We start from the raw sequence: 25,361 nt of genomic DNA, 5'->3' as shown, positions 1-25,361 counted from the left end.
CCCACATTGGATCTGCACTGTTTGCACTAATACCTTATGACTGGAAATAAACCATGAAAAAAATACTGCTCTCCCACCCAGTCAAAGCACTGGCCCTGGCCCTCGGGTTGTTCAGCTCGGCGGTGTTCGCCGCCGATGCGCCGCTCAAAGTCGGCACCACTGCCGCCTTCGCGATTCCCCTGGAAGCCGCCGTCGCCGAAGCCGGCAAGCAGGGCCTCAAGGTCGAGCTGGTGGAATTCACCGACTGGATCGCGCCCAACGTCAGCCTGGCCGCCGGCGATATCGACGTGAACTACTTCCAGCACATCCCCTTCCTGGAAAACGCCAAGGCCGCCGCCGGGTTTGACCTGGTGCCCTACGCGCCGGGCATCATCAACAACGTCGGGCTGTATTCGAAGAAGTACAAAAACTTCAACGAACTGCCCGAAGGCGCCAGCGTGGCCATCGCCAATGACCCGATCAACAGCGGTCGCGGCCTGCAACTGCTGGCCAAGGCCGGGCTGATCACGCTCAAGCCGGGCGTAGGCTACAAGGCCACCGAAGAAGACATCGTCGCCAATCCAAAGAAAATCAAAATCCTGCAAGTCGAGGCCGTGCAACTGGTGCGCGCCTATGATGACGCCGACCTGGTGCAGGGCTATCCGGCCTATATCCGCCTGTCCAAGACCTTCGATGCTGAATCGGCGCTGCTGTTTGACGGCCTCGACCACCCGGAATACGTGATCCAGTTCGTGATCCAACCGAAGAGCAAAACCGACCCGCGCGTGATCAAGTTCGTCGACATCTACCAGCACTCGCCGGTGGTGCGCGCGGCCCTGGATAAATCCCTGGGCAAGCTCTACCAAGTGGGCTGGGAAGCTAAAAAATGACCGCCGCCAACACCCAACTGCGCGACCTGAGCACACCGCCCAGGGACGCCGAGCAGACTGAACTGCATCCGGACCTGAACCGCGCCCATGTGCGTTTTATCAACCTGGGCAAGACCTACGACGGCGCGGTGCATGCCTTGCAAGGCATCGACCTGGCGATCCAGCGCGGTGAAGTGTTCGGCATCATCGGCCGCAGCGGCGCCGGTAAATCCTCGTTGATCCGCACCATCAACCGCCTGGAACAACCGAGCAGCGGGCGCGTACTGATCGATCAGGTGGACATCGGCGACTTCGACGAAGACCGCCTGGTGGCGCTGCGTCGGCGTATCGGCATGATCTTCCAGCACTTCAACCTGATGTCGGCCAAGACCGTGTGGCAGAACGTCGAGCTGCCGCTCAAAGTCGCCGGCGTGCCCAAGCCCCAGCGTGAGCAGAAGGTGCGCGAACTGCTGGAGCTGGTGGGTTTGCAGGACAAGCACAAGGCCTACCCGGCGCAGCTGTCCGGCGGGCAGAAACAGCGCGTGGGCATCGCCCGCTCACTGGTGCACGACCCGCAAATTCTGCTATGCGACGAAGCCACCTCGGCGCTGGACCCGGAGACCACGCAATCGATCCTCGGCCTGCTGCGCGAAATCAACCAGCGCCTGGGCCTGACCATCGTATTGATCACCCACGAAATGGCGGTGATCCGCGACATCTGCGACCGCGTGGTGGTGCTGGAACACGGGCGTATCGTCGAGCAAGGCCCGGTGTGGGAAGTGTTTGGCAACCCTCGGCATGAGGTCAGCAAAACCCTGCTGGCGCCGTTGCAACACGGGCTGCCGGAAGAACTGCAAAGCCGTTTGCAGAGCACGCCTTCGTCCACGGACGCCGCCGTGGTGCTGCGCTTGCAGTTCACCGGCAGTGCCAGCGATGAACCGGACCTGGCGGCGCTGTTCAGCGCCCTCGGCGGGCGCGTGCGCTTGTTGCAAGGCGGCGTGGAACGCATCCAGGGCCATGCCTTGGGGCAATTGCTGCTGGCGGTGAATGGCGCCCCCCACAGCGCCGAAGAACTGCGCAACCGCGCCGCGAATTGGGCACAACAGGTGGAGGTGCTGGGCTATGTGGTTTGATCGTTTATTGCAGGGCGCCATCGACACCTTGTTGATGGTCGGCGTGTCGTCGCTGATCGCGTTGCTGGTGGGGATTCCACTGGCGGTGTTTCTGGTGACCAGCGACAAGGGCGGCATCTACCAGGCGCCGGCGCTGAACCGCGTGCTCGGGGCCTTCGTCAATCTGTTCCGCTCGATTCCGTTTTTGATTCTGATGGTGGCCTTGATCCCGTTCACCCGGCTGATCGTCGGTACTACCTACGGCGTATGGGCCGCCGTTGTGCCGCTGACCATCGCTGCCACGCCGTTCTTTGCGCGGATCGCCGAGGTGAGCCTGCGCGAGGTCGACCACGGTCTGATCGAAGCCGCACAAGCCATGGGCTGCCGTCGCTGGCACATCATCTGGCACGTGCTGTTGCCGGAAGCGCTGCCGGGGATTGTCGGCGGCTTTACAATTACGCTGGTGACCATGATCAACTCGTCCGCCATGGCCGGCGCGATTGGTGCAGGCGGCTTGGGCGACATTGCCTACCGCTACGGCTATCAGCGTTTTGACACGCAGATCATGCTCACCGTGATTGTGCTGCTGGTGGTGCTGGTGGCGGTGATTCAACTGGGCGGCGATCGCCTGGCGCGGGTGCTGAACAAGAGGTGAGGTATAGTCGGGCCATCTCAGCGCCCGGTATTCCCCGTCATGACCCTCAAGCCCGACGACCTCAACCAGATCACCTCAACTACCCTCGGCCACTACAACAAAGTGGCCGAGGATTTCCGTGAAGGCACCCGCGACCACGATGTCAGCCAGAACATCGACGCGCTGCTGCGGCATATCCAAGGCGCGGCGCCGTTCACCGTGCTGGATTTCGGCTGCGGGCCGGGGCGGGATTTGCAGACCTTTACCCGCATGGGCCACATCGCCGTCGGGCTGGACGGCTCGGAGCGGTTTGCGCAGATGGCGCGTGAAGACAGCGGCTGCGAGGTGTTGCAGCAAGATTTTCTCAAGCTGGATTTACCCAATGAGCGCTTCGACGGGATCTTTGCCAATGCAGTGCTGTTTCATATCCCCAAGCAGGAACTGCCGCGTGTGCTCAAGCAGTTGTATAGCGCATTGAAGCCTGGGGGCGTGCTGTTCAGCTCCAATCCACGGGGTGAGAACCAGGAAGGCTGGAACGGGCCGCGGTATGGGTCGTATCACGACTTGGCGGCGTGGCAAGAGTTGCTGACGACGGCGGGGTTTGTGGAGTTGGAGCATTACTATCGGCCCGCCGGATTACCGCGCGAACAGCAGCCGTGGCTGGCCAGCGTGTGGCAAAAACCGTAGAAGCAACACATTTCCAAATGTGGGAGGGGGCTTGCCCCCTCCCACATTTTGACCGCACTCCGCCCGTTAAACGCGTTGCTCCTGCTTGGGCTCGCGGATCTTGTACCAGGCCACATACAGCGCCGGCAAAAACAGCAGCGTCAGCAAGGTGGCGATGATAATCCCGCCAATCATCGCGTACGCCATCGGCCCCCAGAACACCTCACGCGCAATCGGGATCATGCCCAGGCTGGCCGCTGCGGCCGTGAGCAAAATCGGGCGACGCCGGTGCTCGGTGGCTTCCACCACCGCATCCCACGGCGTGTAGCCGGCCACCTCGTATTCGTGGATCTGCGTCACCAGGATCACCGAGTTGCGAATGATGATGCCGATCAGCGCCAAGATGCCCAGGATCGCCACAAAGCCCATGGGCGTACCCGTGGGGATCAACGCCAGCACCACGCCGATCAGGCCCAACGGCGCCACGCTGGCCACCAGGAACATCTTCTGCACGCTGTGCAGCTGGATCATCAGGAAGGTCGCCATCAGGAACAGCATCAACGGCACCACGCTGGCGATCGGGCCTTGGGCCTTGCCGCTTTCTTCCACGGTACCGCCCGTGGCGACCTTGTAACCCACCGGCAAACCGGCGCTGAATTTATCGATCTCGGGCTTGAGCTGCTTGACCAGATCCGTCGGCTGCATCTCGTCACGCACCGAGGCCTTGATGGTGATGGTCGGCTTGCGGTCGCGACGCCACACCAGCGGCTGCTCCAGTTCGTAACGCACGGTGGCGAACGCCAGCAGCGGGATCGAGGTGCCGTTGGGCGTGACGATCTGCAGGTTCTGCAAGGTTTCCGGGGTGCCGCGTTCGGCGTCTTCAGCACGGCCGACCACGTTGATCAGGTAGATATCGTCGTGCACCTGGGTCACCGACGCGCCGCTGACCACGCTGTTCATCAGTTGGGCCACGTCTTCCGACGACAGCCCCAGTTGCCTTGCCTTGTCCTGGGCGATGTCGATGCGCAGCACTTTGCCGGGCTCGTTCCAGTCGTAGATGATCTCGCCCAAATGGGCGTTTTTATCCAGCAGCGTCGCCAGTTCGATGGCGTGCTTGCGCACCTGGTCGGTGTCTTTGCCGGATACGCGATACTGGATTGGACGCCCCACCGGCGGGCCCATTTCCAGGGGCTGCACGAAGCTGCCGATGCCGACAAAGTCATCACGCAGGCGTTTTTGCAGGCGCGCAATCAGCTCGCCGCGTTCTTCCAGGCCTTTGCTGACGATCACCAACTGCGCGTAGTACGGGTTTTCCAACTGCTGGTCGAGGGGCAGATAGAACCGAATCGCGCCCTGGCCGATATAGGTGCTCCAGCGTGCGATGTCGGGGTCGTCCTTGATGATCGCTTCCAGGCGGTCAACGGCCTTGCGCGTCTCGTTGATCGAGGCGTTTTGCGGCAGGTTGAGGTCGACGAGGATTTCCGGACGGTCCGACGACGGGAAAAACTGGTTCTGTACGAACTGCATCGAGAACACCGAAGCGACGAACAAGCCCACGGTAATGCCGATGGCCCACCAGCGGTTGCGCATGGCCCAGAGCATGCCGCCGTTGAAGGCGCGCCCGATGCGCCCAGGCTCGGCGTCGTGGGGTTTGACCTTGGCGCTGAGGATATGCACGCCGATCACCGGCGCAAACAGCACCGCCACCACCCACGACACCAGCATCGCCACGGCAATCACCGCAAACAGGGTGAAGGTGTACTCGCCAGCCGAACTGGCGTTGAGGCCAATCGGCACGAAACCGGCGACGGTCACCAAGGTACCGGTGAGCATCGGGAACGCCGTCGAGGTATAGGCGTAGGTCGCGGCCTGTTCCTTGGTTTCGCCCTTTTCCAGGCGCGTGATCATCATCTCCACGGTGATCATCGCATCGTCCACCAACAGGCCGAGGGCGATGATCAACGCGCCCAGCGACACCCGCTGCATGGTGATGCCGCTGTATTCCATGAACACGAACACCAGCGCCAAGACCAGCGGAATCGAACACGCCACCACCAACCCGGCGCGCATGCCGAGGCTGATAAAGCTCACCACCAGCACAATAATCACGGCTTCAAACAACGCGCTGGTAAAGCCGCCGACGGCCTCTTCCACCACTTCGGCCTGGTCGGAGACTTTGTGCACCCCGACGCCCACCGGCAGGTCGGCGGTCAGTTCGTCCATGCGGGTGTGCAGGGCCTTGCCGAACGACTGGATATTGCCGCCCTTCTGCATGGCGATGGCCAGGCCAATCGCCGGTTTGCCGTTGAACCGGAACATCGGCCGCGCCGGGTCGACGTAGCCGCGGCTGATCTCGGCGATGTCCGCCAGGCGATAGAAACGGTCATTGAGCCGCAGGTTGACGTTGGCCAGGTCCTTTTCCGAGGCGAACTGCCCCGACGTGCGCACCGAAATCCGCTCCGGCCCGGCCTCGATCACGCCCGCCGGGGTCACGGCGTTCTGCGATTGCAGGCTCTGCACCACCTGGCGCTGGTCAACGCCCAGGGCGGCCAGTTTGCGCGTGGAGAAATTCAGGTAAATCACTTCGTCCTGCTGGCCGATCATCTCGACCTTGCCCAGCCCCGGCACCGAACGGATCTCGGCGCGCACCTGCTCCACATAGTCGCGTAACTGACGCATGGACAGGCCGTCGCCGGTAAAGGCGTAGACCGAGCCGAATACATCGCCAAACTCGTCGTTGAATGACGGCCCCTGCAAACCCTGGGGGAAGGTGCCGCGAATGTCGTCGATCTTCTTGCGCACCTGGTACCAGATTTCCGGAATGGCCTTGGCGCTGGTGGTGTCCTTGAGAAATACAAACACTGTGGACTCGCCCGGCCGCGTGTAGCTTTTCACGTAGTCGAGGGAGTCGAGTTCTTCGAGTTTTTTCTCGATGCGGTCGGTGACCTGCTTGAGGGTTTCTTCCTGGGTCGCGCCTGGCCAGCGGGTCTGGATCACCATGGTCTTGATGGTGAAAGACGGGTCTTCCTCACGCCCCAGGTTCATGTAGGAGAACACGCCCATCAACAGCGCGACGAACATCAGGTACCACACGAAGGACTGATGCTTGAGGGCCCAGTCGGATAAGTTGAAGCTCCCTTTCATCGCGGGCTGTCCTCGTCGATTTTGACTTTTTGCCCGGGCTTCAGGCTGTTCACGCCAGCGGTGACGACACGTTCGCCGGGTTTGACGCCGCCGTTGAGCACCGCGCTGTGGCTGTCACGGCTTACGACACTGACATCACGCGGTTGCACGGTCTGGCTGTGGGTGTCGAGGATCCAGAGGCGGGTCTTGCCGTCGACGTCTTGCAGGGCGCTGAGGGGCAATTCCAGGCGCGGCGCGATGGCCGTGCTCAAGGTCACGCTGATGGCGGTGCCCAGGCGGAATGCGGCAGGCGTATCGCTCAGGGTCAGCCGGGCGCGACGGGTACGGGTGGCGCTTTGGGCCTGGGGTTCGATCTCACGCACGATGGCGGTGGTGTTGACGCTGGGATCCAACTGGCTGGCGACCAGGAACACCACGTCAGGTGGCAGGCGCTCGGCGAGGCCGGCGGGCAGGTCGATGACCGCTTCCTTGATGTCCGGGCGCGCCAGGGTCACCACTTGCTGGCCGGCGCTGACCACCTGGCCAGCCTCGGCGTTCCAGGCGGTGACGATGCCCGCGTGGTCGGTGCGCAACTCGGCGTAGTTGAGCTGATCCTTGGCCTGGTTGACCGAAGCCTTGGCTTGGTCGAGTGAGGCCTGGGTGGTTTTCAGGTCGGTCTGGGCGATATCCAGTTGCGCCTGGGCGCCGACGCCACGGTTGAACAATTCCTGCTGGCGACGAGCGTTGGCCTGGGCGTTGATGAATTGCGCCTGGACGCGAGCGAGGTCGCCTTGGGCGGCGCGCAATTGGTTTTGCTGATCCGTGGGGTCGAGCACAGCGAGCAAGGCGCCCTTCTCCACTTCAGCCCCCACATCCACGGCGCGGCGGGCAATACGTCCCGGCACGCGAAAGCCCAGATTGCTTTCATAGCGCGCCTGGATGGTGCCTGCGAAGCGACCGAGGGTTTCCTGGTCTTCGGCCTTCACTTCCATGGACAGCACCGGGCGCACGGGCTCGGGCGGCGCCTCTTCCTTGGAGCAGGCCGCCAGCAGCAGGCTGGCGGCGAGGGCTAGCGTCAGGCGCTTCATGGCTGGGCTCCCTGCTGGGCAATCTCGACCAGCATGCCGGGGTGCAGCAATTGCCCACCGGCTACCACGACTTTTTCACCGCCTGTCAGGCCATCGCCGATGATGACCTTGCCGGTGAGGTAACGGGCCACCGTGACCTTGTGCAATTGCGCCTTGCCGTCGCCATCGATCAGCCACACCGCGGGTTCGCTCAAGTCTTTGGTCAATGCCGACCACGGCAGCTCTACGCTCCGCTTGGCCTGCCCATTGGCGGTGGCGCTGACCACCGAACCGAGCTGCATGCCTTTGGGCAGCGATTGCAGCGCAATCTTCACCTGCACCGTGCCGGTGTTGGCCGCCACGGCAGGCGTGACTTCACGGACTTTGCCCTGGGCCTTGATACTCGGGTTATCCAACAGGCTGACGGTGATCGGCGCATCAGGCGGCGGCTCCACCAGCAGGGATTCGTAAACGTTGAACACCGCATCACGCTCGCCGTCGCTGGCCAGGCTGAAAATTGGCACAGTGGCCTGCACCACCTGGCCGACTTCCGCTTGGCGAGCGGTGATCACACCGGGCGTTTCAGCGATCAGCGAGGTGTAGCCCAGTTGCTCGCGGGCATTGGCCAGTTGAGCCTGGGCAGCGGCCAGGGCGCTTTGGCTGCTGCGCAGCGCGGCCTGGGCGGCATCGTATTCGCTGCGGCTGGTGTAGCCCTTTGGCAGCAGTTTTTCCTGGCGCACAAAGGCCGCCGCCGTCTGCTTGACCCGCGCCTGCTCCGCCACGACCTGGGCCTGGGCGGAATCGACGTTGGTCTGCAAATCCTTGGGATCGAGCTTGGCCAGCACTTGCCGGGCGGTCACGCGGTCACCCACATCCACCATGCGCTGGATGATCTTGCCGCCGACGCGAAAGGACAGGTCGGTCTGCACACGGGCCTGGATATCTCCGGTCAGTGTGACCGCCGCGGCAAAATCCGCCGACTGCACGGTTTGCACAAAGACCCGGGAATGCTGCTTGGGTTCGGCCTTTTCCTGGCCGCAAGCGCTCAGCAACACCACTAAACCCAGGCCGACAATACAAGTGGAAATACGACCGCCCATGCAGACTCCTTGTGCGCGATGCGATGTGCCAGTGTGTATGCGACTGTGAGCTTAGTTCAGGGTTCCTTATCTGCATGGGCCAGCACGTTTTGAGGTGATTTCACTGGCCTCATCGGGGGCAAGTCGAATCGTCGCATCGCCCCTCCCAAAATGGGTTGGTTTCACAGATTCTGATGTGTGAATACAGTCAAATGTGGGAGGGGGCTTGCCCCCGATGCGGCCAGTAGCATCAATGAAGAATCAGCCCTGCCACTTCCCGCCTTCAACAATCACGCTCTCCGGCTTGGTCTCATCGCTCAGTTCTTTACGCACATATTGGTCATACAGCTTGAGCAAAAACTTCTCTTCACCCAGCTTGGCCAACTCGGCGTTCACCCAGTCGCGCAGTTCGACATTGCCCTTCTTCACCGCCGGCGCAATCGGCGCTTCATCACCTAACTTCTCTTCCAGCACACGATAGCCAGGGTTCTGCTTGGCCCAGCTGAACAGCACCAGGTTGTCTTGGGCGTAGGCATCGCCACGGCCAGCCGACAGTGCTTGCAGCGACTCGGAGTTTTTCTCGAACTTGAGCAGTTTCCAGTCCGGGTGGTTTTTGGTCAGCCAGATATCGGCGGTGGTGCCAGTGGTGACGATGGTGGTGCGGGTGGCCAGGTCATCCAGGCTTTTGACCGCGCTGTCGTTAGGCACCAGGGCCTGTACCGCGACTTTCAGGTTGGGGTTGGTGAAGTCCACTGCTTCCTTGCGTTCCGGCGTCACGGTCATGTTGGCGAGGATCAAATCAACCTTGTCACTTTGCAGGAACGGAATGCGGCTGGCCGGTTCCACGGCAACGAATTCGACTTTGTTCTCATCGCCCAGCAGGTCCTTGGCGAATTGACGGCCGATGTCGGTATCGAAGCCAACGTAACGGCCCGCTTCGTTCACAAAGCCAAACGGTGGTTTGTCGGTAAAGACCCCAACGATCAGCTTGTCCCGCGCCTTGATTTTGTCGATGTAGCTGACGGCCGCAGGTTTTACCGGCTCTTCGGCCTTTTTATCGCAGCCGGCCAGCAAGGCGACGGCCAACAGTGGCAACAGTAGTTTTTTCATATCAGTTCCAGTTCCTTGGTTTTCTTGGGCAGTGTTGAAACAAAGGAGAACTTCTCCAGGAACTGCTGCGCGCGTGCGGTTTGCGGGTTCGTAAAGAATGCCTCGGGGGTGTTGTGTTCGAGGATGCGACCGGCCTCCATAAACACCACGCGGTCGGCGACGGCGCGGGCGAAGGCCATTTCATGGGTGACGATCAGCAGGGTCATGCCATCGCGGGCCAGCCCCTGGATCACTTCCAGCACTTCCTTGACCATTTCCGGGTCAAGGGCGGCGGTGACTTCGTCAAACAGCATGACCTGCGGGTTCATGCACAGCGAACGGACGATGGCGATACGTTGCTGCTGGCCACCGGAGAGCTGGCGCGGGAAAGCATCGCGTTTGTCGGCCAGACCGACACGTTCCAACAGCTTTTCGGCCTGCTCGCGGGCTTCGCGGGGGTCGCGTTTTTGCACTTTGAGCGGGCCGAGCAGGATGTTGTCGAGCACGCTCATGTGCGGGAACAAGTGGTAGCTCTGGAACACCATGCCGATGTCCTGGCGCACCTGGCGCCAGTCGGTGTTTTTGCCCAGCAGCTCGCGACCTGCAAACCGCAGACTGCCGCTGTGGGCCACTTCCAGCCCATTGAGGCAACGCAGCAAGGTGCTTTTGCCGCAGCCGCTGGGGCCGAGGATCACCACCACTTCGCCGCTTTGCACACTCAGGTCGATGCCCTTGAGCACCTGCGTCTCGCCGAAAAATTTGTTGAAACCCTGAAACTCGATCAATGCGCTCATGCTTGGGCCCAGCGCCGTTCCAGCACCTTGGAGGCGGCCGACAACGGGTAGCAGATAAAGAAGAAAAACAGGAACAGCACGCCGTAGATCAGGACCGACTCGTAGGTGCGTTCGATGATTTGCTGGCCGACTTTGATCACGTCCACCACACCGATCAGTACCGCCAGGGAGCTGGTCTTGATGATGCGCGTGTAGACGTTGATGGTCGGCGGGGTCATGCGCTTGAGGGCCTGGGGCAGCAGCACGTAGCCGTACAGCTGCGGGTCCGACAGGCCAATCGACAAGCCCGCTTCTCGCTGGCCACGGGGCAGCGAATGCAAGGCGCCGCGCACCACCTCGCCCACCTCGCTGGCGCCCCACAGCGACAGCACCAGCACCGCGCACCAGAAGCTCGGGATGCTCAAGCCGAAGAAAATCGGCAGGCCAAAAAACAGCAAGTACAGCCATACCAGCACCGGGATCGCCCGGAACAACTCCAGGTACACCCGCAGCACTGCGTTGATCAGCTTGTTATTCAACGTGCGCAGCACGCCATACAACACGCCGCCGATGGTGCTGAAGGCAATGCTCAAAAACGAGATCGACAGGGTTTGTGCAGCGCCCTTGCCCAATTGCGGCAACGACACCCACAACAACTCAAGACCCGAACTGGCCATGCTGGAGCCTCCTTTCCAGGCGGCTGAGCAACAGCGACAGCGGCAAAAACAACAGCACGCAAATCAGCGTCAGCACGGCGAGCATTTCGTAGGTCTTGTAGTAAAGGGCGATGTAGCTCTTGGTGGTGTAGAGAATCTCCGGCACCGCCACGGCGGAGACCACGGTGGTCTCCTTGAGCAGGAAGATGAAATTGGCGAACAGCGCCGGCAGGCTGAGGATGCCGGCCTGGGGCAGGATCACATGGCGCAGCAACTGCCAGTCGGACAGGCCGATGGACTTGCCCGACTCGATCTGCGCCCGTGGCACCGCTTCCACACCGGCACGCAGCACCTCGGTGAGGTAGGCGCCGCCCAGGAACGTCATGGTGATGATCGCCGCCCAGAACCCGGAGATATTGAAGCCCAGGGCCGGCAGCGCGAAGTAAACAAAAAACAGTTGGATCAGCAGCGGCGTGTTACGCGCCAGCTCCACGTACAGCGCCACCAGGCGCGACAGGTAGGGCGTGCGAAACACCAGCAGCGCGGCGTTGATCAGTGCCACCAGCAGCGAGGTGGCAATGGCGATCAGGCCGACTTGCAGCGTCACCCACACGGCTTTCAAAAACGCCGGCAAGGTGCTGAGGATAAATGCGAAATCGAAGGTCATCGTGAGTCCATATCGCCGCATGGGTAATGCCGCGAGCGCCGTCCATTCCGACGTGGGTAACGTCGGCTAGCGCGAACTTTAAAGGCATAAAAAGCAAAGTTTAAATACCAAAATAGCATATTGATATCACGCAAAAACCTAACCGCCGGATTCGCGGGTTGGGCAGTTGGATCAACTGTGGGAGGGGGCTTGCCCCCGATGGCGGTGGGTCAGGGATAAATATGCTGGCTGACACACTGCAATCGGGGGCAAGCCCCCTCCCACATTTGAATTGCACTCCAGGTTTCAGGCATAAAAAAACGCCGACGCTCTACAAGCCATCGGCGTTGAAACCTTGAAGGGGGTTTTTACTTACATCAGAACGCCGGCACGACCGCGCCGCTGTACTTCTTCTCGATGAAAGCTTTGACTTCCGGGCTGGTCAGGGCCTTGGACAGTTTCTGGATCGCATCGCTGTCCTTGTTGTCCGGGCGAGCCACAAGGTAGTTCACGTAAGGCGAGTCGGAACTTTCCAGGATCAGTGCGTCCTTGGCCGGGTTCAGCTTGGCTTCCAGGGCGTAGTTGGTGTTGATCAAGGCCAGGTCAACCTGGTCCAGTACGCGTGGCAGCAGGGCCGATTCCAATTCTTTGAATTTCAGGTGTTTCGGGTTGCTGGCAATGTCTTTGGGCGTGGCCAGAGCGTTGGTCGGGTCTTTCAGGGTGATCACGCCGTTCTTTTGCAGCAGCAACAGGGCGCGGCCGCTGTTGGAGCCTTCGTTCGGGATGGCAACCGTGGCGCCATCTTTCAGGTCTTCAATTTTCTTGATCTTTTTCGAGTAACCACCGAAAGGTTCAACGTGCACGCCGACCACGGTCACGAGGTTGGTGCCCTTGCCCTTGTTGAAGTTTTCCAGGTACGGCAGGGTCTGGAAGTAGTTCGCATCCAGGCGTTTCTCAGCGACTTGCACGTTCGGCTGCACGTAGTCGGTGAACACTTTGATTTCCAGGTCCACGCCTTCCTTTTTCAGGGTTGGCTTGATCAGCTCCAGGATCTCGGCGTGCGGGATCGGGGTGGCGGCCACCACCAGTTTCTCGTTGGCCTGGGCGAAGCCGGCAGTCAGGGCAGCCGCCAGAGCGGTAAACAACAGAACCTTTTTCATGCAGTGTCCTTATCGGAATTCCGGGGCGTCGGTGACGACCGTTGTTATGTGGTGTGCCAGCGAAGTGCTATCGCGGCGTGAAACGGACAATACCTAGTTTTTTTATTCCCGAACAATATCTTTTATTCACGTTGATATTCCATTTTGCTCATGTAGGAATTTTCGCAATGATTCCTGCTCGGCAGGACTGGCGCTGTTGAAAATCCGCTGCAGGTGCTCCAACGGTGAGCCCGCCGCCGGCAGGTTCAAATGCTCGGGCAAAATCTCGTCGCCGCTGCTGACCAGCAGGGCAAAGTGAATGACGTTCTCAAGTTCCCGGGTATTGCCCGGCCAGCTGTGGTGTTCGAGGACGCGCTGGGCCGCATCGCTGATCAGCGGCACGGGCAGGTCCAGGCGCTGGCTGTAGATGCCGAGGAAGTACTCGGCCAATGAAAGGATGTCGCCGACCCGCTCGCGCAGCGCCGGCAAGTCGAGCCGGCCTTCGCTCAAGTAATGGAACAGCCGTTCATGAAACTTGCCCGCCGCCACGGCCTGGGCCAGGTCGATACTGGTGGCGGCCACCAGGCGCACGTCCACCGGGCTCGGCTGATGGGCGCCGACGCGGGTGACTTCGTGGTTTTCCAGGGCAGCGAGCAATTTGACCTGGATCGGCAGCGGCAAGTCGCCGATCTCATCCAGATACAAGGTGCCGCCATTGGCCGAACCAAACCAACCGGCCCGGCTGCTGGCGGCTCCACTGTGGGCGCCGGCGGCGTAGCCGAACAACTCGGCATCGGCGTAAGTCGGGCTGATCGCGCCGCAGTTGACCGAGACAAACAGCCCGGTGCGATCACTGCCACGGTGGATATGCCGCGCCAGCAGCTCTTTACCGCTGCCGGTCTCGCCACGGATCAACACCGGCAAGGCTCGGGGGGCGAGGTTTTCCAGGTCTTCGCGCAGTTGCCGCGAACGCGGGTCGACAAACACCAGCGCCTTGGCACGAATGCTCAGCGGGCTCTTTTCGGCGTCGGGGAAGGTCAGCAACGGCTGGCCGAAGGTTTCATGACTCATGGCAGGCTCCCGCCCCAATCCACTCAGGGACGGGGCGTTGAAAAAATTTATGCGCTACGCCGGGCGTGGTGCTCAAGGCGGTTTTGCAGGCGATAGAGGTAGGCGAAACCCTGCTCCCAGCGCTGGTGACCGGACTTCACATTGATGTGGCCAGCGCCGGAGAGGATGCCGGCTTCGGCGCCCCAATTACGCGCCAACTCCAGCGCACGCGGGGCGCTGACGGCACTGTCGTTGTCGGAGCCAACCACTTGGCTGGGAAACGGCAGCAGATCGGTCGGGATGGGTGCGAAGTTGCGCAGGGCCGCAGAGCAGGCCGGGCGTTCGACATCGGCGGGCGCCACCAGCAAGGCACCACGCACCTGCCGCAGGTACTGCAACGGCGCGGCAGCGGCCCAATGGGCCACGGTGATGCAGCCCAGGCTATGGGCGATCAGAATCACCGGCGTACTGTCGGCGGCGATGGCCTCGGCGAGCGCAGCCACCCAGTCTTCGCGACGCGGGGTGAACCAGTCGGCCTGCTCCACCCGCGCACTGTTGGGCAAGCTGTTTTGCCAATGGGTTTGCCAATGATCTTCTGGCGATCCTTGCCAGCCCGGCACGATCAGATAACGAATCGACTCGCTGTGCATGGGTGTGCCCTCCTGCAGCGTTTAACGTTGTAGGACAGTATAGGGACGGGGTTTATATTCGTTAAGGAATAAGAAGCTATTTATTAATAACCAAAAACTTATTACCCCAGCAGATCCAAATGTGGGAGGGGCTTGCCCCCGATTGCAGTGGGTCAGCTACAGATAAGCTGACTGATACACCGCCATCGGGGGCAAGCCCCCTCCCACATTGATCGGATTCACATTGGAATTGCAGTGGTTTTCAGCTCGCGTGACGGGTCCGAGGCATACAGTCGATGGTGCGATCTACCACCGTCTTGGCCATTTCCAGCAAATGCCACACCGCATGGACTTTCGCGCGGTCGTGCGGCTGCAGGTGCTCACAGCAGTCCCATACGGTGGCCGAGGCGCTGTGGATCAGGTGAGCGATATAAAGTTGGGCGTCTTCGAAACTGAGATTTTCGTTGGCGACGAGACAATCGAGGGGTGGATCGGGAAGTGCTTTGGTCATGGTGTAACTCCTATTGAACATGGGAGCGACCACTAACGCTGCTAAACGATAAGTGGCAGCTGTACGCGGGTTAGCAGACTGGCCAATAGGAACACCAGCGCACCCGAGGGTGCCCCACGCACAGCCGCCATAAACGCGGATGTGAACCGTGTGCCTATTGAACTCAGGCTGCTAAACCCGATCACTGAAAACCAGCGACGGGCCGAAGACTAGCCATCCATTCCAACAGCCACAAGGCGGCGGGGATTGTCTCGGAAACGTCCTGCAATTTAAAGGGATATGACTTGCTGGCCCTTTACAAACCATGACGAGTTTTCGCTTCTGGCCATCACGCTTGGCTGCGTTAAATAGCCGCCTCCACACACTCGGCGGGCCGGTGATGATGTCGCCGGCGGCGTACTACGTTATTTGTCGCAACGGACGGCAATCGGAACCTGATATTGCTCGGTTGATTGGCTGGCTTAAAGAAAGCGCTGGAAAGTTTCAGCGTGAAGTTGAAATCCGGTATCCGCAAATCGCTGGGGTTGGTTCACTCTGAATCTGTGGTATTGCTGAAATCGAGGCAAAAAAAAGGCCGCACCCTGCCAAGGAGACGGCCAAAAAATTGTCGAGGCTTTTGCAATCAACGGGCGGTAATCACCGACAGTTTGGTTATCCCCGCGCGTTCGATAGACGCCATGGCTCGCGCCACTTCGCCGTAGTTCACTCCGTCATCCGCCTGCAGTTGCACCCGCACATCGGGGTCCTTGGCCTTGGCCGCCTGCAGGTTGAATTCCAGCAGGTCCGGCTGGATTTCGTCCTTGTTGATAAACAGCTTGCCGGCACCGTCGATGCTGACCACCAGCGGGTCTTTTTGCTCGACCGGGGCCACGGCCTCGGTCTTGGGCAGGTTGATCGGAATCGCGTTGGTCAGCAGCGGCGCGGTGACGATGAACACCACCAGCAGCACCAGCATCACGTCCACCAGCGGCGTAACGTTGATCTCGCTCAGTACCTCATCGCTGTCTTGCGTGGAGAAGGCCATCTCAGGACGCCTCCTTCACTTTTTGCGGGTTGCCGGCATTGGCTTTGTTCAGCGCCGGGTGCAGCAGTACGCGGAAGGAGTTTTTCTGCGCGAGGCTGTAGAAGTCGTGGGCAAAGTCATCAAGATCGGCCGCCGTGAGCTTCAGGCGACGCAGGAAGTAGTTGTAGACCAGCACCGCAGGCACCGCGACGGCGATACCGACGCCAGTCGCCACCAACGCTGCGCCAATCGGCCCGGCCACGGTTTCCAGGCTGGCAGAACCGGCGGCGCTGATGCCCTTGAGCGCTTCCATGATCCCCCACACGGTGCCGAACAGGCCGATAAACGGCGAGGTGCTGCCGATACTCGCGACCACGGCCAAGCCGGTTTCCAGGGAGCGGCGCTCGCGTACGATCTGTTGACGCAGGGCGCGTTCGAGGCGGTCTTGGTGGTTGATCGCCTGGCTCAAGTCCGCCGCGTGGGGCGCCTCGCCGACCTGGATCGCGGCGTAACCGGCCTGGGCCACACGGGCCGCAGCGCCCGGTTGCGTTTCAGCCAGTTCAGCGGCCGAATCCAGACTCGACGCCGCCCAGAACTGTTTGTGGAACTTGCGATCCTGGGCCTTGAGACGCCCGAACTGCACGCCCTTGAGCAGGGCCAGGCCCCAGGTGGCGACCGAAAAGACCACCAACAGCCAGATGACCGCGCTTTCAATGGATTCAAGTGGAGATGCTAATGCCATGGTGTGTTCCCTCTGTACAAGTCGCGGCGTGTGCAGCACCCCGCAGCGCAATAGTTAGTGAATCTTGAAGTCGATCGGTACGCTGACCCAGCCGTCCTGGGCCACTTCGCCCTGCTTGGCCGGCACGAAGCTCCAACGCTTCACGGCGGTCAGTGCGGCGTCGTCGAGTTGCTGGCGACCGCTGCTTTTCTGGATCTGGATCTCACCCGGTTTGCCGCTGGCCAATACATGCACCCGCAACAGCACCGTGCCTTCCCAGCCCCGGCGCTGGGCCAGTGACGGATACTCCGGCGCCGGATTCTTCAGGTACGCGGCGTCGGCCGAAGCCGGGGTGACCGGGGCGGGTGCTGGCGGCGCGACCGGTGCCGGCGCGGGTGCTGGCGGCGCGACCGGTGCCGGCGCGGGTGGCGCAGGTACAGGCGGCGCCGGCGGTTGCTCAACCGGTTTCGCGACAGGCTTGGGCACCGGCTTGGGAACTGGCTTGGGTTTGGGAATCTTTTTCGGCGCCGGCTTGGCGGCCAATTCATCCACCACAGGTGGCGGCGGCTCGACCACCGGCGGCGGCGGTGGTGGCGGCGCGGGCGGTGGCGGTTCCACCACGGGTGGCGCCGGCTGGGAAAATTCGATGGTCATCGGCGGGATTTCCGGCGGCACAATCGGCAGCACCGGTGTGGCTTTCTGGCTCACCCAATAGATCACCGCACCGTGCAGGGCCAGCACCAGCAACCCGAGCAGAATCCCTTCGCGGCGGCTGGAAAAACGCTTCGGCGTCTTCTGCGTCCGCAGTTGCCCCAATGGCGCGCGATGCGGCCGGCCAAGGTCGACCAACTCACCAGCCGGTGCCTGACGCCATGGCGCCTCGTGTGCACTGGTGGCGGTCTGGACATTGCCCATTGATTCACTCCCTACGGTTTTTGAAACAAAAAACCGACGGGCCTGCGTGGAAGGCCGTCGAGGGCTGAATCATCGGGGCCAGACGCTTATCTCTTAAAGTAATCTTTAAAGTTATACATAGATCTAAATTGAATAAATAAACCTGACGTAAATGCCCAGGCCACGGCCTGCAAGGGCTGGCGCCAAGGTGCATTTTTTCAATGCTTTTCAGGCATAAAAAGTATTCATTGAAGGCATGGCTCGACGGGGCTGTTCGCGCACAAATCCAGCAACTCAGCCTGCAAGCATTGCCCCGCCGCGCTCAGGCCGTGGCGCGCATATAACGCCAGGCGCACGCCTTGTACCGCTGGCAAACCGCTGTCCGGTCCCAATTCCACATGCCCCGGCTGCACCACCCGGCGCGGCAACAAGCTCACGCCCAACCCCGCCGCCACCGCCGAACACACGCTGGCCAGGCTGGCGCTGGAATAGCCGATACGCCAGCGCCAGCCGCCTACTTCCAGGTGATGCAGCATTTCATTGCGGTACAGCCCGCCCACCGGGAACGCCACCAGCGGCAATGGATCGCGGCCCAACGACGGCGTGCTGCGGCTGTCGACCCAACACAGCGGCTCGGGCCACGAGGCCAGGCAGTCGTCGCTGTCGCCCATCTGCTTGACCAGCAGCACATCGAACTCGCCGCTGCGAAATTGGCGCTGCAACTCCGGGCCCAGACCGCTGGTGACCTCCAGGCGCACCCGTGGATACGCCAGCACGAAGGCCGAGAGCAACGGCATCAGGCGCTCGGCGGCAAAGTCTTCCGGCACCCCGAGGCGCAGCACGCTGTCGCTCTGCTGGTTGATCAACACATCGGCGGCCTCTTCATGCAGCGCGAGGATGCGCCGCGCATAGGCCAGCAAGCGCTCGCCTTCGGCCGTGGCGACGACGCGGCGTTGGTCGCGATCCAGCAACTGGCACGCCACCGCGTCTTCCAGGCGGCGGATCTGCTGGCTGACGGTGGATTGGGTCAGGTGCAGACGCTCGGCGGCACGGGTGAAGTTGGCGCAGTCCACCACGGCCACAAAACTTCTGAGCAACACGGGATCGAACATGATCATTCCCTTTACCACTGGTTGGCATGGTTATATTTAATTTCAGAATACCTGTGGTGCTGGCCATACTCACACCTCATTTACTCACCGCAAGAGCGCTGCATGACCCTCAACAAATCCCTCGCCGGCTGGGGCCTGCTGGTGGTGCTGGGCCTGAACCTGCGGCCGATCCTCAGTTCCATCAGCCCGTTGCTCGGTGAAATCCGCTTGGCCACCGGCCTGAGTTTCCAGAGCAGCGCCCTGCTCACCAGCCTGCCGGTGGTGTGCATGGGGCTGGTGGCGCTGGTGGGCGTGCGCGTCGAAGCGCAGCTCGGTGAACGGCGCGGCATCGCCCTGGGCTTGATGATGATTCTGCTGGCGTGCCTCGCGCGCTGGCTGATGGGCCAGGGCTCGGCGCTGTTGGTCACCGCGTTGCTCGGCGGTGCCGGGGTGGCGCTGATCCAGGCGTTGGTGCCGGCGATGATCAAACGCGAATTTCGTCACCGTGTGCCGGTGGCGATGGGCGTGTATTCGGCCTCTCTGATGGCCGGTGGTGGGCTGGCAGCGCTGCTCAGCCCATTGGTGGCCACACACTTCCAGCAATGGCAGGCAGGTTTGGGCGTGTGGCTGTTGCCGGCGCTGGGCGCCTTGCTGCTATGGGTGTGGCTGCCCTTGGGTGCGGCGAAAAATCCGCAGGTGGTGCCGGCGTTCAAGGGCCTGCGCAATCGTCGGGCCTGGCTGCTGGCGGTGTATTTCGGGCTGGTGAATTGCGGCTACATGAGCCTGGTGGCGTGGCTGCCGGCCTACTATCAGCAACTGGGCTGGGACGTGCTGCCCAGCGGTTCGTTGCTGGCGTTCATGACCATCTTCCAGGTACTCGCCGCACTGCTGATGCCGATGCTGGCGCAACGCGGTATCGACCGCCGCCCCTTGCTCTGGGTCAGCCTGTTGGCACAAACGGTGGGTTACTTCGGGCTGCTGCTGGCGCCGCTGCAGTTTCCCCATGTGTGGGTAGCGTTGTGCGGCTTCGGCCTGGGTGCGTGTTTCGCCCTGAGCCTGCTGCTGACCCTCGACCACCATCGCGACCCACGCCAAGCCGGGCAACTGGCGGCCTTCGTGCAGGGCGTGGGGTTTTTGATCAACGCGATTTCGCCATGGATGACCGGCTGGCTGCGCGAAATCACCGGCAGTTTTGCCAGCGCCTGGGTGGTCCTGACGGTGACCGCAGTGACGATGCTGGTGGTGACGCGCGTGTTCAGCCCGGCCACCTACCGCACGGCGCCGGCTCTATAGATATGCATTTAAGGTCTAGCAAAATCGCTATAGCTTCGTTGACGGAATAAGCAATCCCCTTAAAATCCCGGTTCTCCTACAGGATGTCGGGCACACAATGGACCTTCGCCAACTGCGCTACTTCATCGCGTTGAATGAGTACCGCAGTTTTGTGCGCGGCGCCGATGCCATGGGCATTACCCAACCGGCTTTCAGTCGCAGCATCCAGGGCCTTGAGCAGGAATTCGGCTGCATACTGGTAGACCGCGCGCACAAGGACTTGCGCCCCACCCCCGAAGGCCAAGTGGTGTTGCAACATGCCTTGAGCCTGGTTCAAGGCGCCGCCCGGCTCAGCCATGAAGTCACACGCATGACCAAGCTGGATGCCGGTGAAGTGCGCTTCGGCAGCGATGCAGTGGCGGCGGTCAACCTGGTTCCCCAAGCGATGGCACGGCTCATCACCGCCCACCCCAAGGTACGCAGCGTGTTGCAGGTGGATAACTGGGAAAGGCTCGGGCGCAGCCTGAGCCGTGAAGAGATCGAATTTTTCATCGCCGATGTGCGCCACTTCGAAGCCGACCCGAACTTCCAGACCCAAGCGCTCTCGTCTCGGCGCAGCGTGTTCTTCTGCCGCGCCGGACACCCGTTGCTGGCCAAGGACAGCCTGTCGACCAATGACCTGTTCGACTATCCACTGGCCACGCCGTTGATCGCACCAGGCATTCGAAAACTGCTGGCCAACCTCAGCGGGCGCATCGACTTTGCCCCCGCTATCGAGCTGGAGCAATTCGCCGCGCTGGCTGTCATCGTGCGCCAGTCAGACACCATCGGCCTGGGCGCCGAAGAAGCCTTCGCCGCCCCCTTGGCCAGTGGCGAATTGAACGTGTTGCACTGGCGCAACGTGCCTCATGCCTTGGAAAGCCTGAACAGCCGCTGCGGGGTGATCACCCGCGCTGGGGCTCGCCTGTCGCCTGCGGCGAAGGCGCTGATCGAAACGCTGCTGGCGGTGGAAAACCAAGCCGATTGGCCCGCGCAAACGTCCCGAAGTCATTGAACCGCACGCCCATCTCGGCCATCACCTTATGCGCCACTTTGGCGGTCATCTGGCGGATGTAGAACGGCTCCTTCACCACAAAATGATGAATCCCGTGGGTGCTGCCGAAGTTGAAGCAAAACGCCTGCAACGGCCACATCCACCAGGGGTTCAACACTTGGGTCTGCTGGATCACATTGCCCAGCTCCACATCGCCGTAGTAGTGCATGTTGGAGCTGACAAAGTGCAGGCAGAAGGTGCGCAGCACGTTGGGGCCGATGATCACCACGGCGGCGATGTCGATCACCTGCATCATCTGCAACGTGCCGGCGGACCACTCGACCGGCGCGCCCAACAGGCTGGCGACGCCGTTGGCCGCATGAAAACCGAGGAAGATGTACCACGCGCCCCAATGCAGCAGCGCCAGTGGTGCGTAGACCAGCAGCGAGCGTTTGAGGATCTTGAATTTGTGGCCCCATGTCTTGGCGCGCAGCATGCGGATAAACGCCGACATCACGTTATCGCCCACCATCAGCAAACGCGCCAAGCCCCAAGGCTCGCCGTTGGTGATGGCGCGCTCTTCCATATCGGTCTCGGTGCCGGAGACTTTGTGATGGTTGAGGTGCAGGTGGCGGCGGATCCACGGGTTGATGGTGCTGGGCCGCGCCAGCCACACCAGGGCCATCATCAGGTTGTGGGGCACACGCCGTTTGCGAAAGTACATGCTGTGGATCAGGTCGTGTTCCAGCTCGTGGGTCAGCGAAGCGAGGAAGGCGTTGAGCAGCAGGCACACCCACCAGGCCATATGCCCGGTGATGTAGAGCGCCGCCGAGCCGAACATGCCCAGCAGCGCAAAGGCCAGGATGCCCGCGCCCAAGGCGTCCTGATGCAGCAACCACGGGTGCTGCCGGCGCAAGCGCACGCCTTCGGCCAGTACCACTTCACGGATATGCGCGGAACGCTGTTGCGCGTTCATCTGCTGGGGACTTGCAGAAGTACCGTCCATGCTTCCATCCTCTGTTTATTGATGGATGCATCCTGACTCACGCGGTACGTCAGGGCAGCAGCCCCACACGCCAACCTGTTGACCGCAAGCGCCAATCGCCATGACCGAACCCACGTCCCTCGCCAGCTGGACCCGTGCCCTGCGCAAGCAGCTCGACGCCCTGGGCCTCGACAGCGCCGCGCTGTGCATCCAGGCCGGGCTCGACCCGCAGCAGATGGACGACCCCAATGCGCGCTACCCGCTGTCGGCGACCACGCGCCTGTGGGAATTGGCGGTGCAGGCCAGCGGCGATCCGGCGATAGGGTTGCGGGTGTCGCGGTTTGTCAGCCCCACCACGTTTCATGCGTTGGGCTACGCGCTGGTGGCCAGCGGCAGCCTGCGCGAAGTGTTCGAGCGCATCGTGCGTTATCACCAGGTGGTCAGCGATGCGCTGACGCTGGAGCTGACGCGGCACGACGAGCGCTACCGTTTTCGCCTGCTGCAACCCCAAGGCAGCCCGGCGCCAGCACTGGAAGCCATCGATGCATTTGCGGCGATCTATGTGCGCACTTGCCGCAATCGCCTGGGCCGGGATTACGCGCCCTTGGCCGTTTATCTAAGGCGTCCGGAACCGGTTGACCCCAAGCCCTGGCATGCAGTGTTCCGCGCACCGGTATTTTTTGGCGCCGTCGATGACTGCCTGGAGTTCGCCGCGCAGGACTTCGACAGCCACCTCGACGACGCCAACCCGGAGCTGGCCGAACACAACGAAACCGTGCTCAAGCGCACCCTCGCCCAGCTGCAACCGCTGACCTGGGAGCGCAAGGTACGCGCCGCGATAGAAGCGCAACTGCCCGACGGCGAGCCGAGCGCCGAGCGGATTGCCCAGGCGCTGCACTTGAGTTTGCGCAGCTTGCAGCGGCACCTGGCGGATGAAGGCTGTCGGTTTGATGCGCTGCTCAATGAGTGCCGGCAGAACCTGGCGCTGCTGCACTTGCGGGACCCGCAGTGCTCGTTGGCCGAGATCAGCCATTTGCTGGGGTTTGCCGATACCAGCAGTTTCAATCGGGCGTTCAAACGATGGACGGGGGTAACACCGGGGCAGTTTCGCGATGGGTTGCGGTAGGTAGATGTGGGGTGAGGGTCATGGCCTCATTGGGCCCCCACAGGGGAACGCATTTCAACCTGTGGGAGGGGGCTTGCCCCCGATAGCAATGGCCCAGGCACTGCAAGTTCCGGATCAGTCAGCGCCCACGATCGCGCCGCAACAACTTCCTCACCCGCGCCACCAACGCCTTGGCTTCAAACGGCTTGAGCAGGTAGTCATCCTCATGCAATTCCAACCCACGCAGGCGATCTTCGATACCGCCCGGCGTGGTCAGGAACAGCACCGGCGTATCGCCCTTGTGCCGAATCGCCTGCTGCAATTTCCAGGCATTCAGCCCTGGCAGCATCACGTCGAGAATCACCAGATCGTACTCGGTGCTTTCCACAAAGCGCTGCGCCGCCATGCCATTGGCCGCGACTTCCACGGCGAAACCGGCCTCGCCCAGGCCTTGGGCCATGAGCTTCGCCAGTTGCGGCTGGTCTTCCACTAACAACACCTGCATGCCCTACCTCTGGGTTTGATTACAAACCTGTCATCAAATTGTGCGGTTTCTGACCCCGTTGACTGGCTAGGGTGGCGGCCTGTTTTCCGGAGTCGTCTTTATGTCCCGCCATGCCTTGTTCCTGAGCCTCGCTATCTGTACCGGCGCGCTGGCTGCACCGCAGCTGCCACGCCATGCCGACCTCGACTTGCACACAGCGCGCCAACTGGCCGACGCCAGCCTTGCCCACTGCAGCGCCGCGCTGACGGTATTGGACCGTGGCGGCAACCTGCTGCTGAGCCTGCGCGCCGACGGCGTCGGCCCGCATAACAGCCTCGCCAGCCAGCGCAAGGCGTACACCGCGCTATCAACCAAAACCCCGACGCGGCTGTTTGCCGAGCGTGCGCGCAACAACCCCGAGGCCGCCAACCTTAACAGCTTGCCCGAGTTGCTGTTGCTCGGCGGCGGCGTGCCGCTGTTTGCCGAGTCTGAACTGGTCGGCGCGCTGGGCATCGCAGGTGCCGGCGGCGCCGCGCAGGACGAAGCCTGTGCCGTACAGGCCGCCGGGCAACTGGGCCTGAAAACTTCCCTCTGATTCCCCTCTAAAGGATCGCTTGATGAAAACCCTCCGCATGACCCTCGCCGCCCTCAGCCTCAGCAGCCTGTGCACACTGGCCCTGGCCGACGGCAACCCCCTGAGCGTGCACGTGCTCAACCTGGAAAACGGCCTGCCGTCTGCCGGCGTCAGCGTCACCCTGGAGCAGCAGGTGGGCGATAAATGGCAGTCACTGTCCGAAGGCGTCACCAACCAGCAGGGGCGCATCGCCGAACTGTTCCCCGCCAACCGCAGCATGACGCCGGGTGAGTACCGCGTGGTGTTCAAGACCGGCGACTACTACAAAAAGGCCAACCGCGAGACGTTTTTCCCTGAAGTGCCGGTGATCTTCCAGGTCAAACAGGCCGACCAGCATTACCACATCCCGCTGCTGCTCAGCCCTTACGGTTTCTCGACGTATCGCGGTTCATAGGCCCGCAGCCTGCTGCAGGCCTTTGAGATCGAGGATCTCAATCGCGCCATAACCCAGGCCGATGATGCCCTGCTGCTCCAGCGCCTTGAGCAGACTGTTGGTGGTCTGGCGCGACAGGCCCAGCATCGCCGCCAAGTCCTCCTGGGGCAGCTGCAATGTGCGGCGCGCCTGGTCTATTTCGCCGTAGCCCTCGGCGATCATCAGCAACCGATGGGCCAGGCGCGCGGACGCGGGCATCAGGCTCATCTGTTCGATGTTGATCAACGACAAGCGCAGTTTGTGGCTCATCAACAGGGCCACGTCGCGCCAATACGCCGGATGGTCTTCGAGAATGCCGAGCATCGCCGCCTGCGGCACCTGCAACAACGTGCATGGCCCCATTGCCAGGGCATCATGGGTGCGCGGCAGATTATCGAACAGACAGATTTCGCCGAACCAGTAAGGCGTTTCCACCAGGCTCAACACCGCTTCCTTGCCTTGGGCATTCACCGCGCTGATGCGCACCGCGCCTTCGAGCACCGCGTACAGGCCACAAGGCGGGTCGCCGCGCTTGAACAGGTATTGCCCCGCCGTCAGCGAACGCACTCGCGCTGCCGCCAGCAGACTACGCTGTAGCTCGACAGGCAGGTGGCTGAACCAGTGGCCGCTGGCCAGGCGGGCGTGCCATTTCTCTGCGTCCATGAGAACTCCGAAGATTGTCGCCCAGCTGACAGTCAGGCGCTG

At 61.8% G+C, this 25,361-nt stretch carries 27 protein-coding genes; 9 read left to right on the top strand and 18 right to left on the bottom strand.

Annotated elements, in window-relative coordinates; genetic code table 11:
- The first annotated feature begins 53 nt into the window (after positions 1 to 53).
- From EJD88_RS02355 to EJD88_RS02340, 4 genes are read left to right on the top strand one after another with little or no spacing between them, the layout of a single operon-like run.
- Complete coding sequence (locus EJD88_RS02355; RefSeq protein WP_158876593.1) at positions 54 to 869, top strand: MetQ/NlpA family ABC transporter substrate-binding protein; 816 nt, start codon at positions 54 to 56, stop codon at positions 867 to 869.
- Positions 866 to 1,981 (top strand): methionine ABC transporter ATP-binding protein, encoded by a 1,116-nt coding sequence (locus EJD88_RS02350; protein WP_158876591.1) that lies wholly within the window; start codon positions 866 to 868, stop codon positions 1,979 to 1,981. Before EJD88_RS02355 ends, EJD88_RS02350 begins: the two co-directional genes overlap by 4 nt.
- On the top strand, positions 1,971 to 2,615 hold the full coding sequence (locus EJD88_RS02345; RefSeq protein WP_056858169.1) for a methionine ABC transporter permease: 645 nt from the start codon (positions 1,971 to 1,973) through the stop codon (positions 2,613 to 2,615). Before EJD88_RS02350 ends, EJD88_RS02345 begins: the two co-directional genes overlap by 11 nt.
- Before the next feature lie 39 nt (positions 2,616 to 2,654).
- A complete protein-coding gene (locus tag EJD88_RS02340) occupies positions 2,655 to 3,281 on the top strand; it encodes a bifunctional 2-polyprenyl-6-hydroxyphenol methylase/3-demethylubiquinol 3-O-methyltransferase UbiG (RefSeq protein WP_158876588.1) in 627 nt (208 codons plus the stop codon).
- Positions 3,282 to 3,347: 66 nt separating this feature from the next.
- On the opposite strand, the gene EJD88_RS02335 is transcribed toward EJD88_RS02340, so the two are convergent.
- From EJD88_RS02335 to EJD88_RS02265, 15 genes are all read right to left on the bottom strand, one after another.
- Positions 3,348 to 6,404, bottom strand: a complete 3,057-nt coding sequence (locus EJD88_RS02335; RefSeq protein ID WP_158876586.1) for an efflux RND transporter permease subunit — start codon at positions 6,402 to 6,404, stop codon at positions 3,348 to 3,350.
- Positions 6,401 to 7,471 (bottom strand): efflux RND transporter periplasmic adaptor subunit, encoded by a 1,071-nt coding sequence (locus EJD88_RS02330; protein ID WP_158876583.1) that lies wholly within the window; start codon positions 7,469 to 7,471, stop codon positions 6,401 to 6,403. Before EJD88_RS02330 ends, EJD88_RS02335 begins: the two co-directional genes overlap by 4 nt.
- Positions 7,468 to 8,550: an efflux RND transporter periplasmic adaptor subunit gene (locus EJD88_RS02325; RefSeq protein WP_112192935.1), complete on the bottom strand. Its 1,083-nt coding sequence runs from the start codon at positions 8,548 to 8,550 to the stop codon at positions 7,468 to 7,470. Before EJD88_RS02325 ends, EJD88_RS02330 begins: the two co-directional genes overlap by 4 nt.
- A gap of 240 nt (positions 8,551 to 8,790) precedes the next feature.
- On the bottom strand, positions 8,791 to 9,639 hold the full coding sequence (locus tag EJD88_RS02320; RefSeq protein WP_158876580.1) for a transporter substrate-binding domain-containing protein: 849 nt from the start codon (positions 9,637 to 9,639) through the stop codon (positions 8,791 to 8,793).
- The gene (locus EJD88_RS02315) at positions 9,636 to 10,412 is read right to left on the bottom strand and encodes an amino acid ABC transporter ATP-binding protein (RefSeq protein WP_112192933.1); all 777 of its coding nucleotides are present in this window, start codon (positions 10,410 to 10,412) and stop codon (positions 9,636 to 9,638) included. The genes EJD88_RS02320 and EJD88_RS02315 overlap by 4 nt, the downstream gene beginning before the upstream one ends.
- A complete protein-coding gene (locus EJD88_RS02310; RefSeq protein ID WP_112192932.1) occupies positions 10,409 to 11,068 on the bottom strand; it encodes an amino acid ABC transporter permease in 660 nt (219 codons plus the stop codon). The genes EJD88_RS02315 and EJD88_RS02310 overlap by 4 nt, the downstream gene beginning before the upstream one ends.
- On the bottom strand, positions 11,049 to 11,714 hold the full coding sequence (locus EJD88_RS02305; RefSeq protein ID WP_158876577.1) for an amino acid ABC transporter permease: 666 nt from the start codon (positions 11,712 to 11,714) through the stop codon (positions 11,049 to 11,051). Before EJD88_RS02305 ends, EJD88_RS02310 begins: the two co-directional genes overlap by 20 nt.
- A gap of 356 nt (positions 11,715 to 12,070) precedes the next feature.
- The gene (locus EJD88_RS02300) at positions 12,071 to 12,853 is read right to left on the bottom strand and encodes a MetQ/NlpA family ABC transporter substrate-binding protein (RefSeq protein ID WP_099584375.1); all 783 of its coding nucleotides are present in this window, start codon (positions 12,851 to 12,853) and stop codon (positions 12,071 to 12,073) included.
- Positions 12,854 to 12,979: 126 nt separating this feature from the next.
- A complete protein-coding gene (locus EJD88_RS02295; RefSeq protein WP_158876574.1) occupies positions 12,980 to 13,903 on the bottom strand; it encodes a sigma 54-interacting transcriptional regulator in 924 nt (307 codons plus the stop codon).
- A gap of 47 nt (positions 13,904 to 13,950) precedes the next feature.
- Complete coding sequence (locus EJD88_RS02290; protein ID WP_099584373.1) at positions 13,951 to 14,532, bottom strand: alpha/beta hydrolase; 582 nt, start codon at positions 14,530 to 14,532, stop codon at positions 13,951 to 13,953.
- Between the two features lie 241 nt (positions 14,533 to 14,773).
- Entirely contained in the window at positions 14,774 to 15,022 is a 249-nt protein-coding gene (locus EJD88_RS02285) for a hypothetical protein (protein ID WP_099584372.1), read from the bottom strand.
- A gap of 622 nt (positions 15,023 to 15,644) precedes the next feature.
- On the bottom strand, positions 15,645 to 16,046 hold the full coding sequence (locus EJD88_RS02280) for a biopolymer transporter ExbD (RefSeq protein ID WP_010565408.1): 402 nt from the start codon (positions 16,044 to 16,046) through the stop codon (positions 15,645 to 15,647).
- Position 16,047: 1 nt separating this feature from the next.
- Complete coding sequence (locus EJD88_RS02275) at positions 16,048 to 16,767, bottom strand: MotA/TolQ/ExbB proton channel family protein (protein WP_150762466.1); 720 nt, start codon at positions 16,765 to 16,767, stop codon at positions 16,048 to 16,050.
- Positions 16,768 to 16,821: 54 nt separating this feature from the next.
- A complete protein-coding gene (locus tag EJD88_RS02270) occupies positions 16,822 to 17,661 on the bottom strand; it encodes an energy transducer TonB (protein ID WP_158876573.1) in 840 nt (279 codons plus the stop codon).
- Between the two features lie 224 nt (positions 17,662 to 17,885).
- On the bottom strand, positions 17,886 to 18,752 hold the full coding sequence (locus EJD88_RS02265) for a LysR family transcriptional regulator (protein ID WP_158876570.1): 867 nt from the start codon (positions 18,750 to 18,752) through the stop codon (positions 17,886 to 17,888).
- A 102-nt stretch (positions 18,753 to 18,854) separates the two neighbouring features.
- On the opposite strand from EJD88_RS02265, the gene EJD88_RS02260 reads away from it, so the two are divergent.
- Both EJD88_RS02260 and EJD88_RS02255 read left to right on the top strand, forming a co-directional pair.
- Positions 18,855 to 20,024, top strand: coding sequence for a CynX/NimT family MFS transporter (locus EJD88_RS02260; RefSeq protein WP_158876568.1), 1,170 nt, complete (start codon positions 18,855 to 18,857; stop codon positions 20,022 to 20,024).
- 97 nt (positions 20,025 to 20,121) lie between these two features.
- Entirely contained in the window at positions 20,122 to 21,057 is a 936-nt protein-coding gene (locus EJD88_RS02255) for a LysR family transcriptional regulator (RefSeq protein WP_158876565.1), read from the top strand.
- On the opposite strand, the gene EJD88_RS02250 is transcribed toward EJD88_RS02255, so the two are convergent.
- Positions 20,948 to 22,042: a fatty acid desaturase gene (locus tag EJD88_RS02250; protein ID WP_158876563.1), complete on the bottom strand. Its 1,095-nt coding sequence runs from the start codon at positions 22,040 to 22,042 to the stop codon at positions 20,948 to 20,950. The genes EJD88_RS02255 and EJD88_RS02250 overlap by 110 nt on opposite strands.
- A 100-nt stretch (positions 22,043 to 22,142) precedes the next feature.
- On the opposite strand from EJD88_RS02250, the gene EJD88_RS02245 reads away from it, so the two are divergent.
- On the top strand, positions 22,143 to 23,147 hold the full coding sequence (locus EJD88_RS02245) for an AraC family transcriptional regulator (protein ID WP_112192921.1): 1,005 nt from the start codon (positions 22,143 to 22,145) through the stop codon (positions 23,145 to 23,147).
- 118 nt (positions 23,148 to 23,265) lie between these two features.
- On the opposite strand, the gene EJD88_RS02240 is transcribed toward EJD88_RS02245, so the two are convergent.
- The gene (locus EJD88_RS02240; protein WP_112192920.1) at positions 23,266 to 23,631 is read right to left on the bottom strand and encodes a response regulator transcription factor; all 366 of its coding nucleotides are present in this window, start codon (positions 23,629 to 23,631) and stop codon (positions 23,266 to 23,268) included.
- A gap of 100 nt (positions 23,632 to 23,731) precedes the next feature.
- On the opposite strand from EJD88_RS02240, the gene EJD88_RS02235 reads away from it, so the two are divergent.
- Both EJD88_RS02235 and uraH read left to right on the top strand, forming a co-directional pair.
- Positions 23,732 to 24,205, top strand: a complete 474-nt coding sequence (locus EJD88_RS02235; protein WP_112192919.1) for a heme-binding protein — start codon at positions 23,732 to 23,734, stop codon at positions 24,203 to 24,205.
- Positions 24,206 to 24,227: 22 nt separating this feature from the next.
- Entirely contained in the window at positions 24,228 to 24,638 is a 411-nt protein-coding gene (uraH, locus tag EJD88_RS02230) for a hydroxyisourate hydrolase (RefSeq protein WP_099584362.1), read from the top strand.
- Here the strand turns inward: uraH and EJD88_RS02225 are convergent.
- Complete coding sequence (locus EJD88_RS02225; protein WP_158876560.1) at positions 24,633 to 25,319, bottom strand: Crp/Fnr family transcriptional regulator; 687 nt, start codon at positions 25,317 to 25,319, stop codon at positions 24,633 to 24,635. The two genes, uraH and EJD88_RS02225, sit on opposite strands and share 6 nt — an antisense overlap.
- Between the last annotated feature and the right edge of the window lie 42 nt (positions 25,320 to 25,361).

The sequence above is a fragment of the Pseudomonas sp. PB105 genome (assembly GCF_009764655.1).
GTDB lineage: Bacteria > Pseudomonadota > Gammaproteobacteria > Pseudomonadales > Pseudomonadaceae > Aquipseudomonas > Aquipseudomonas cyclaminis.
Note: the sequence above shows the minus strand (reverse complement) of the source record. Positions and strands in the feature narration are given on the sequence as shown.

Coding starts and splice junctions, on each gene's coding strand:
- EJD88_RS02355 (WP_158876593.1), top strand. CDS start 54: ATGAAAAAAATACTGCTCTCCCACCCAGTCAAAGCACTGGCCCTGGCC.
- EJD88_RS02350 (WP_158876591.1), top strand. CDS start 866: ATGACCGCCGCCAACACCCAACTGCGCGACCTGAGCACACCGCCCAGG.
- EJD88_RS02345 (WP_056858169.1), top strand. CDS start 1,971: ATGTGGTTTGATCGTTTATTGCAGGGCGCCATCGACACCTTGTTGATG.
- EJD88_RS02340 (WP_158876588.1), top strand. CDS start 2,655: ATGACCCTCAAGCCCGACGACCTCAACCAGATCACCTCAACTACCCTC.
- EJD88_RS02335 (WP_158876586.1), bottom strand. CDS start 6,404: ATGAAAGGGAGCTTCAACTTATCCGACTGGGCCCTCAAGCATCAGTCC.
- EJD88_RS02330 (WP_158876583.1), bottom strand. CDS start 7,471: ATGAAGCGCCTGACGCTAGCCCTCGCCGCCAGCCTGCTGCTGGCGGCC.
- EJD88_RS02325 (WP_112192935.1), bottom strand. CDS start 8,550: ATGGGCGGTCGTATTTCCACTTGTATTGTCGGCCTGGGTTTAGTGGTG.
- EJD88_RS02320 (WP_158876580.1), bottom strand. CDS start 9,639: ATGAAAAAACTACTGTTGCCACTGTTGGCCGTCGCCTTGCTGGCCGGC.
- EJD88_RS02315 (WP_112192933.1), bottom strand. CDS start 10,412: ATGAGCGCATTGATCGAGTTTCAGGGTTTCAACAAATTTTTCGGCGAG.
- EJD88_RS02310 (WP_112192932.1), bottom strand. CDS start 11,068: ATGGCCAGTTCGGGTCTTGAGTTGTTGTGGGTGTCGTTGCCGCAATTG.
- EJD88_RS02305 (WP_158876577.1), bottom strand. CDS start 11,714: ATGACCTTCGATTTCGCATTTATCCTCAGCACCTTGCCGGCGTTTTTG.
- EJD88_RS02300 (WP_099584375.1), bottom strand. CDS start 12,853: ATGAAAAAGGTTCTGTTGTTTACCGCTCTGGCGGCTGCCCTGACTGCC.
- EJD88_RS02295 (WP_158876574.1), bottom strand. CDS start 13,903: ATGAGTCATGAAACCTTCGGCCAGCCGTTGCTGACCTTCCCCGACGCC.
- EJD88_RS02290 (WP_099584373.1), bottom strand. CDS start 14,532: ATGCACAGCGAGTCGATTCGTTATCTGATCGTGCCGGGCTGGCAAGGA.
- EJD88_RS02285 (WP_099584372.1), bottom strand. CDS start 15,022: ATGACCAAAGCACTTCCCGATCCACCCCTCGATTGTCTCGTCGCCAAC.
- EJD88_RS02280 (WP_010565408.1), bottom strand. CDS start 16,046: ATGGCCTTCTCCACGCAAGACAGCGATGAGGTACTGAGCGAGATCAAC.
- EJD88_RS02275 (WP_150762466.1), bottom strand. CDS start 16,767: ATGGCATTAGCATCTCCACTTGAATCCATTGAAAGCGCGGTCATCTGG.
- EJD88_RS02270 (WP_158876573.1), bottom strand. CDS start 17,661: ATGGGCAATGTCCAGACCGCCACCAGTGCACACGAGGCGCCATGGCGT.
- EJD88_RS02265 (WP_158876570.1), bottom strand. CDS start 18,752: ATGTTCGATCCCGTGTTGCTCAGAAGTTTTGTGGCCGTGGTGGACTGC.
- EJD88_RS02260 (WP_158876568.1), top strand. CDS start 18,855: ATGACCCTCAACAAATCCCTCGCCGGCTGGGGCCTGCTGGTGGTGCTG.
- EJD88_RS02255 (WP_158876565.1), top strand. CDS start 20,122: ATGGACCTTCGCCAACTGCGCTACTTCATCGCGTTGAATGAGTACCGC.
- EJD88_RS02250 (WP_158876563.1), bottom strand. CDS start 22,042: ATGGACGGTACTTCTGCAAGTCCCCAGCAGATGAACGCGCAACAGCGT.
- EJD88_RS02245 (WP_112192921.1), top strand. CDS start 22,143: ATGACCGAACCCACGTCCCTCGCCAGCTGGACCCGTGCCCTGCGCAAG.
- EJD88_RS02240 (WP_112192920.1), bottom strand. CDS start 23,631: ATGCAGGTGTTGTTAGTGGAAGACCAGCCGCAACTGGCGAAGCTCATG.
- EJD88_RS02235 (WP_112192919.1), top strand. CDS start 23,732: ATGTCCCGCCATGCCTTGTTCCTGAGCCTCGCTATCTGTACCGGCGCG.
- uraH (WP_099584362.1), top strand. CDS start 24,228: ATGAAAACCCTCCGCATGACCCTCGCCGCCCTCAGCCTCAGCAGCCTG.
- EJD88_RS02225 (WP_158876560.1), bottom strand. CDS start 25,319: ATGGACGCAGAGAAATGGCACGCCCGCCTGGCCAGCGGCCACTGGTTC.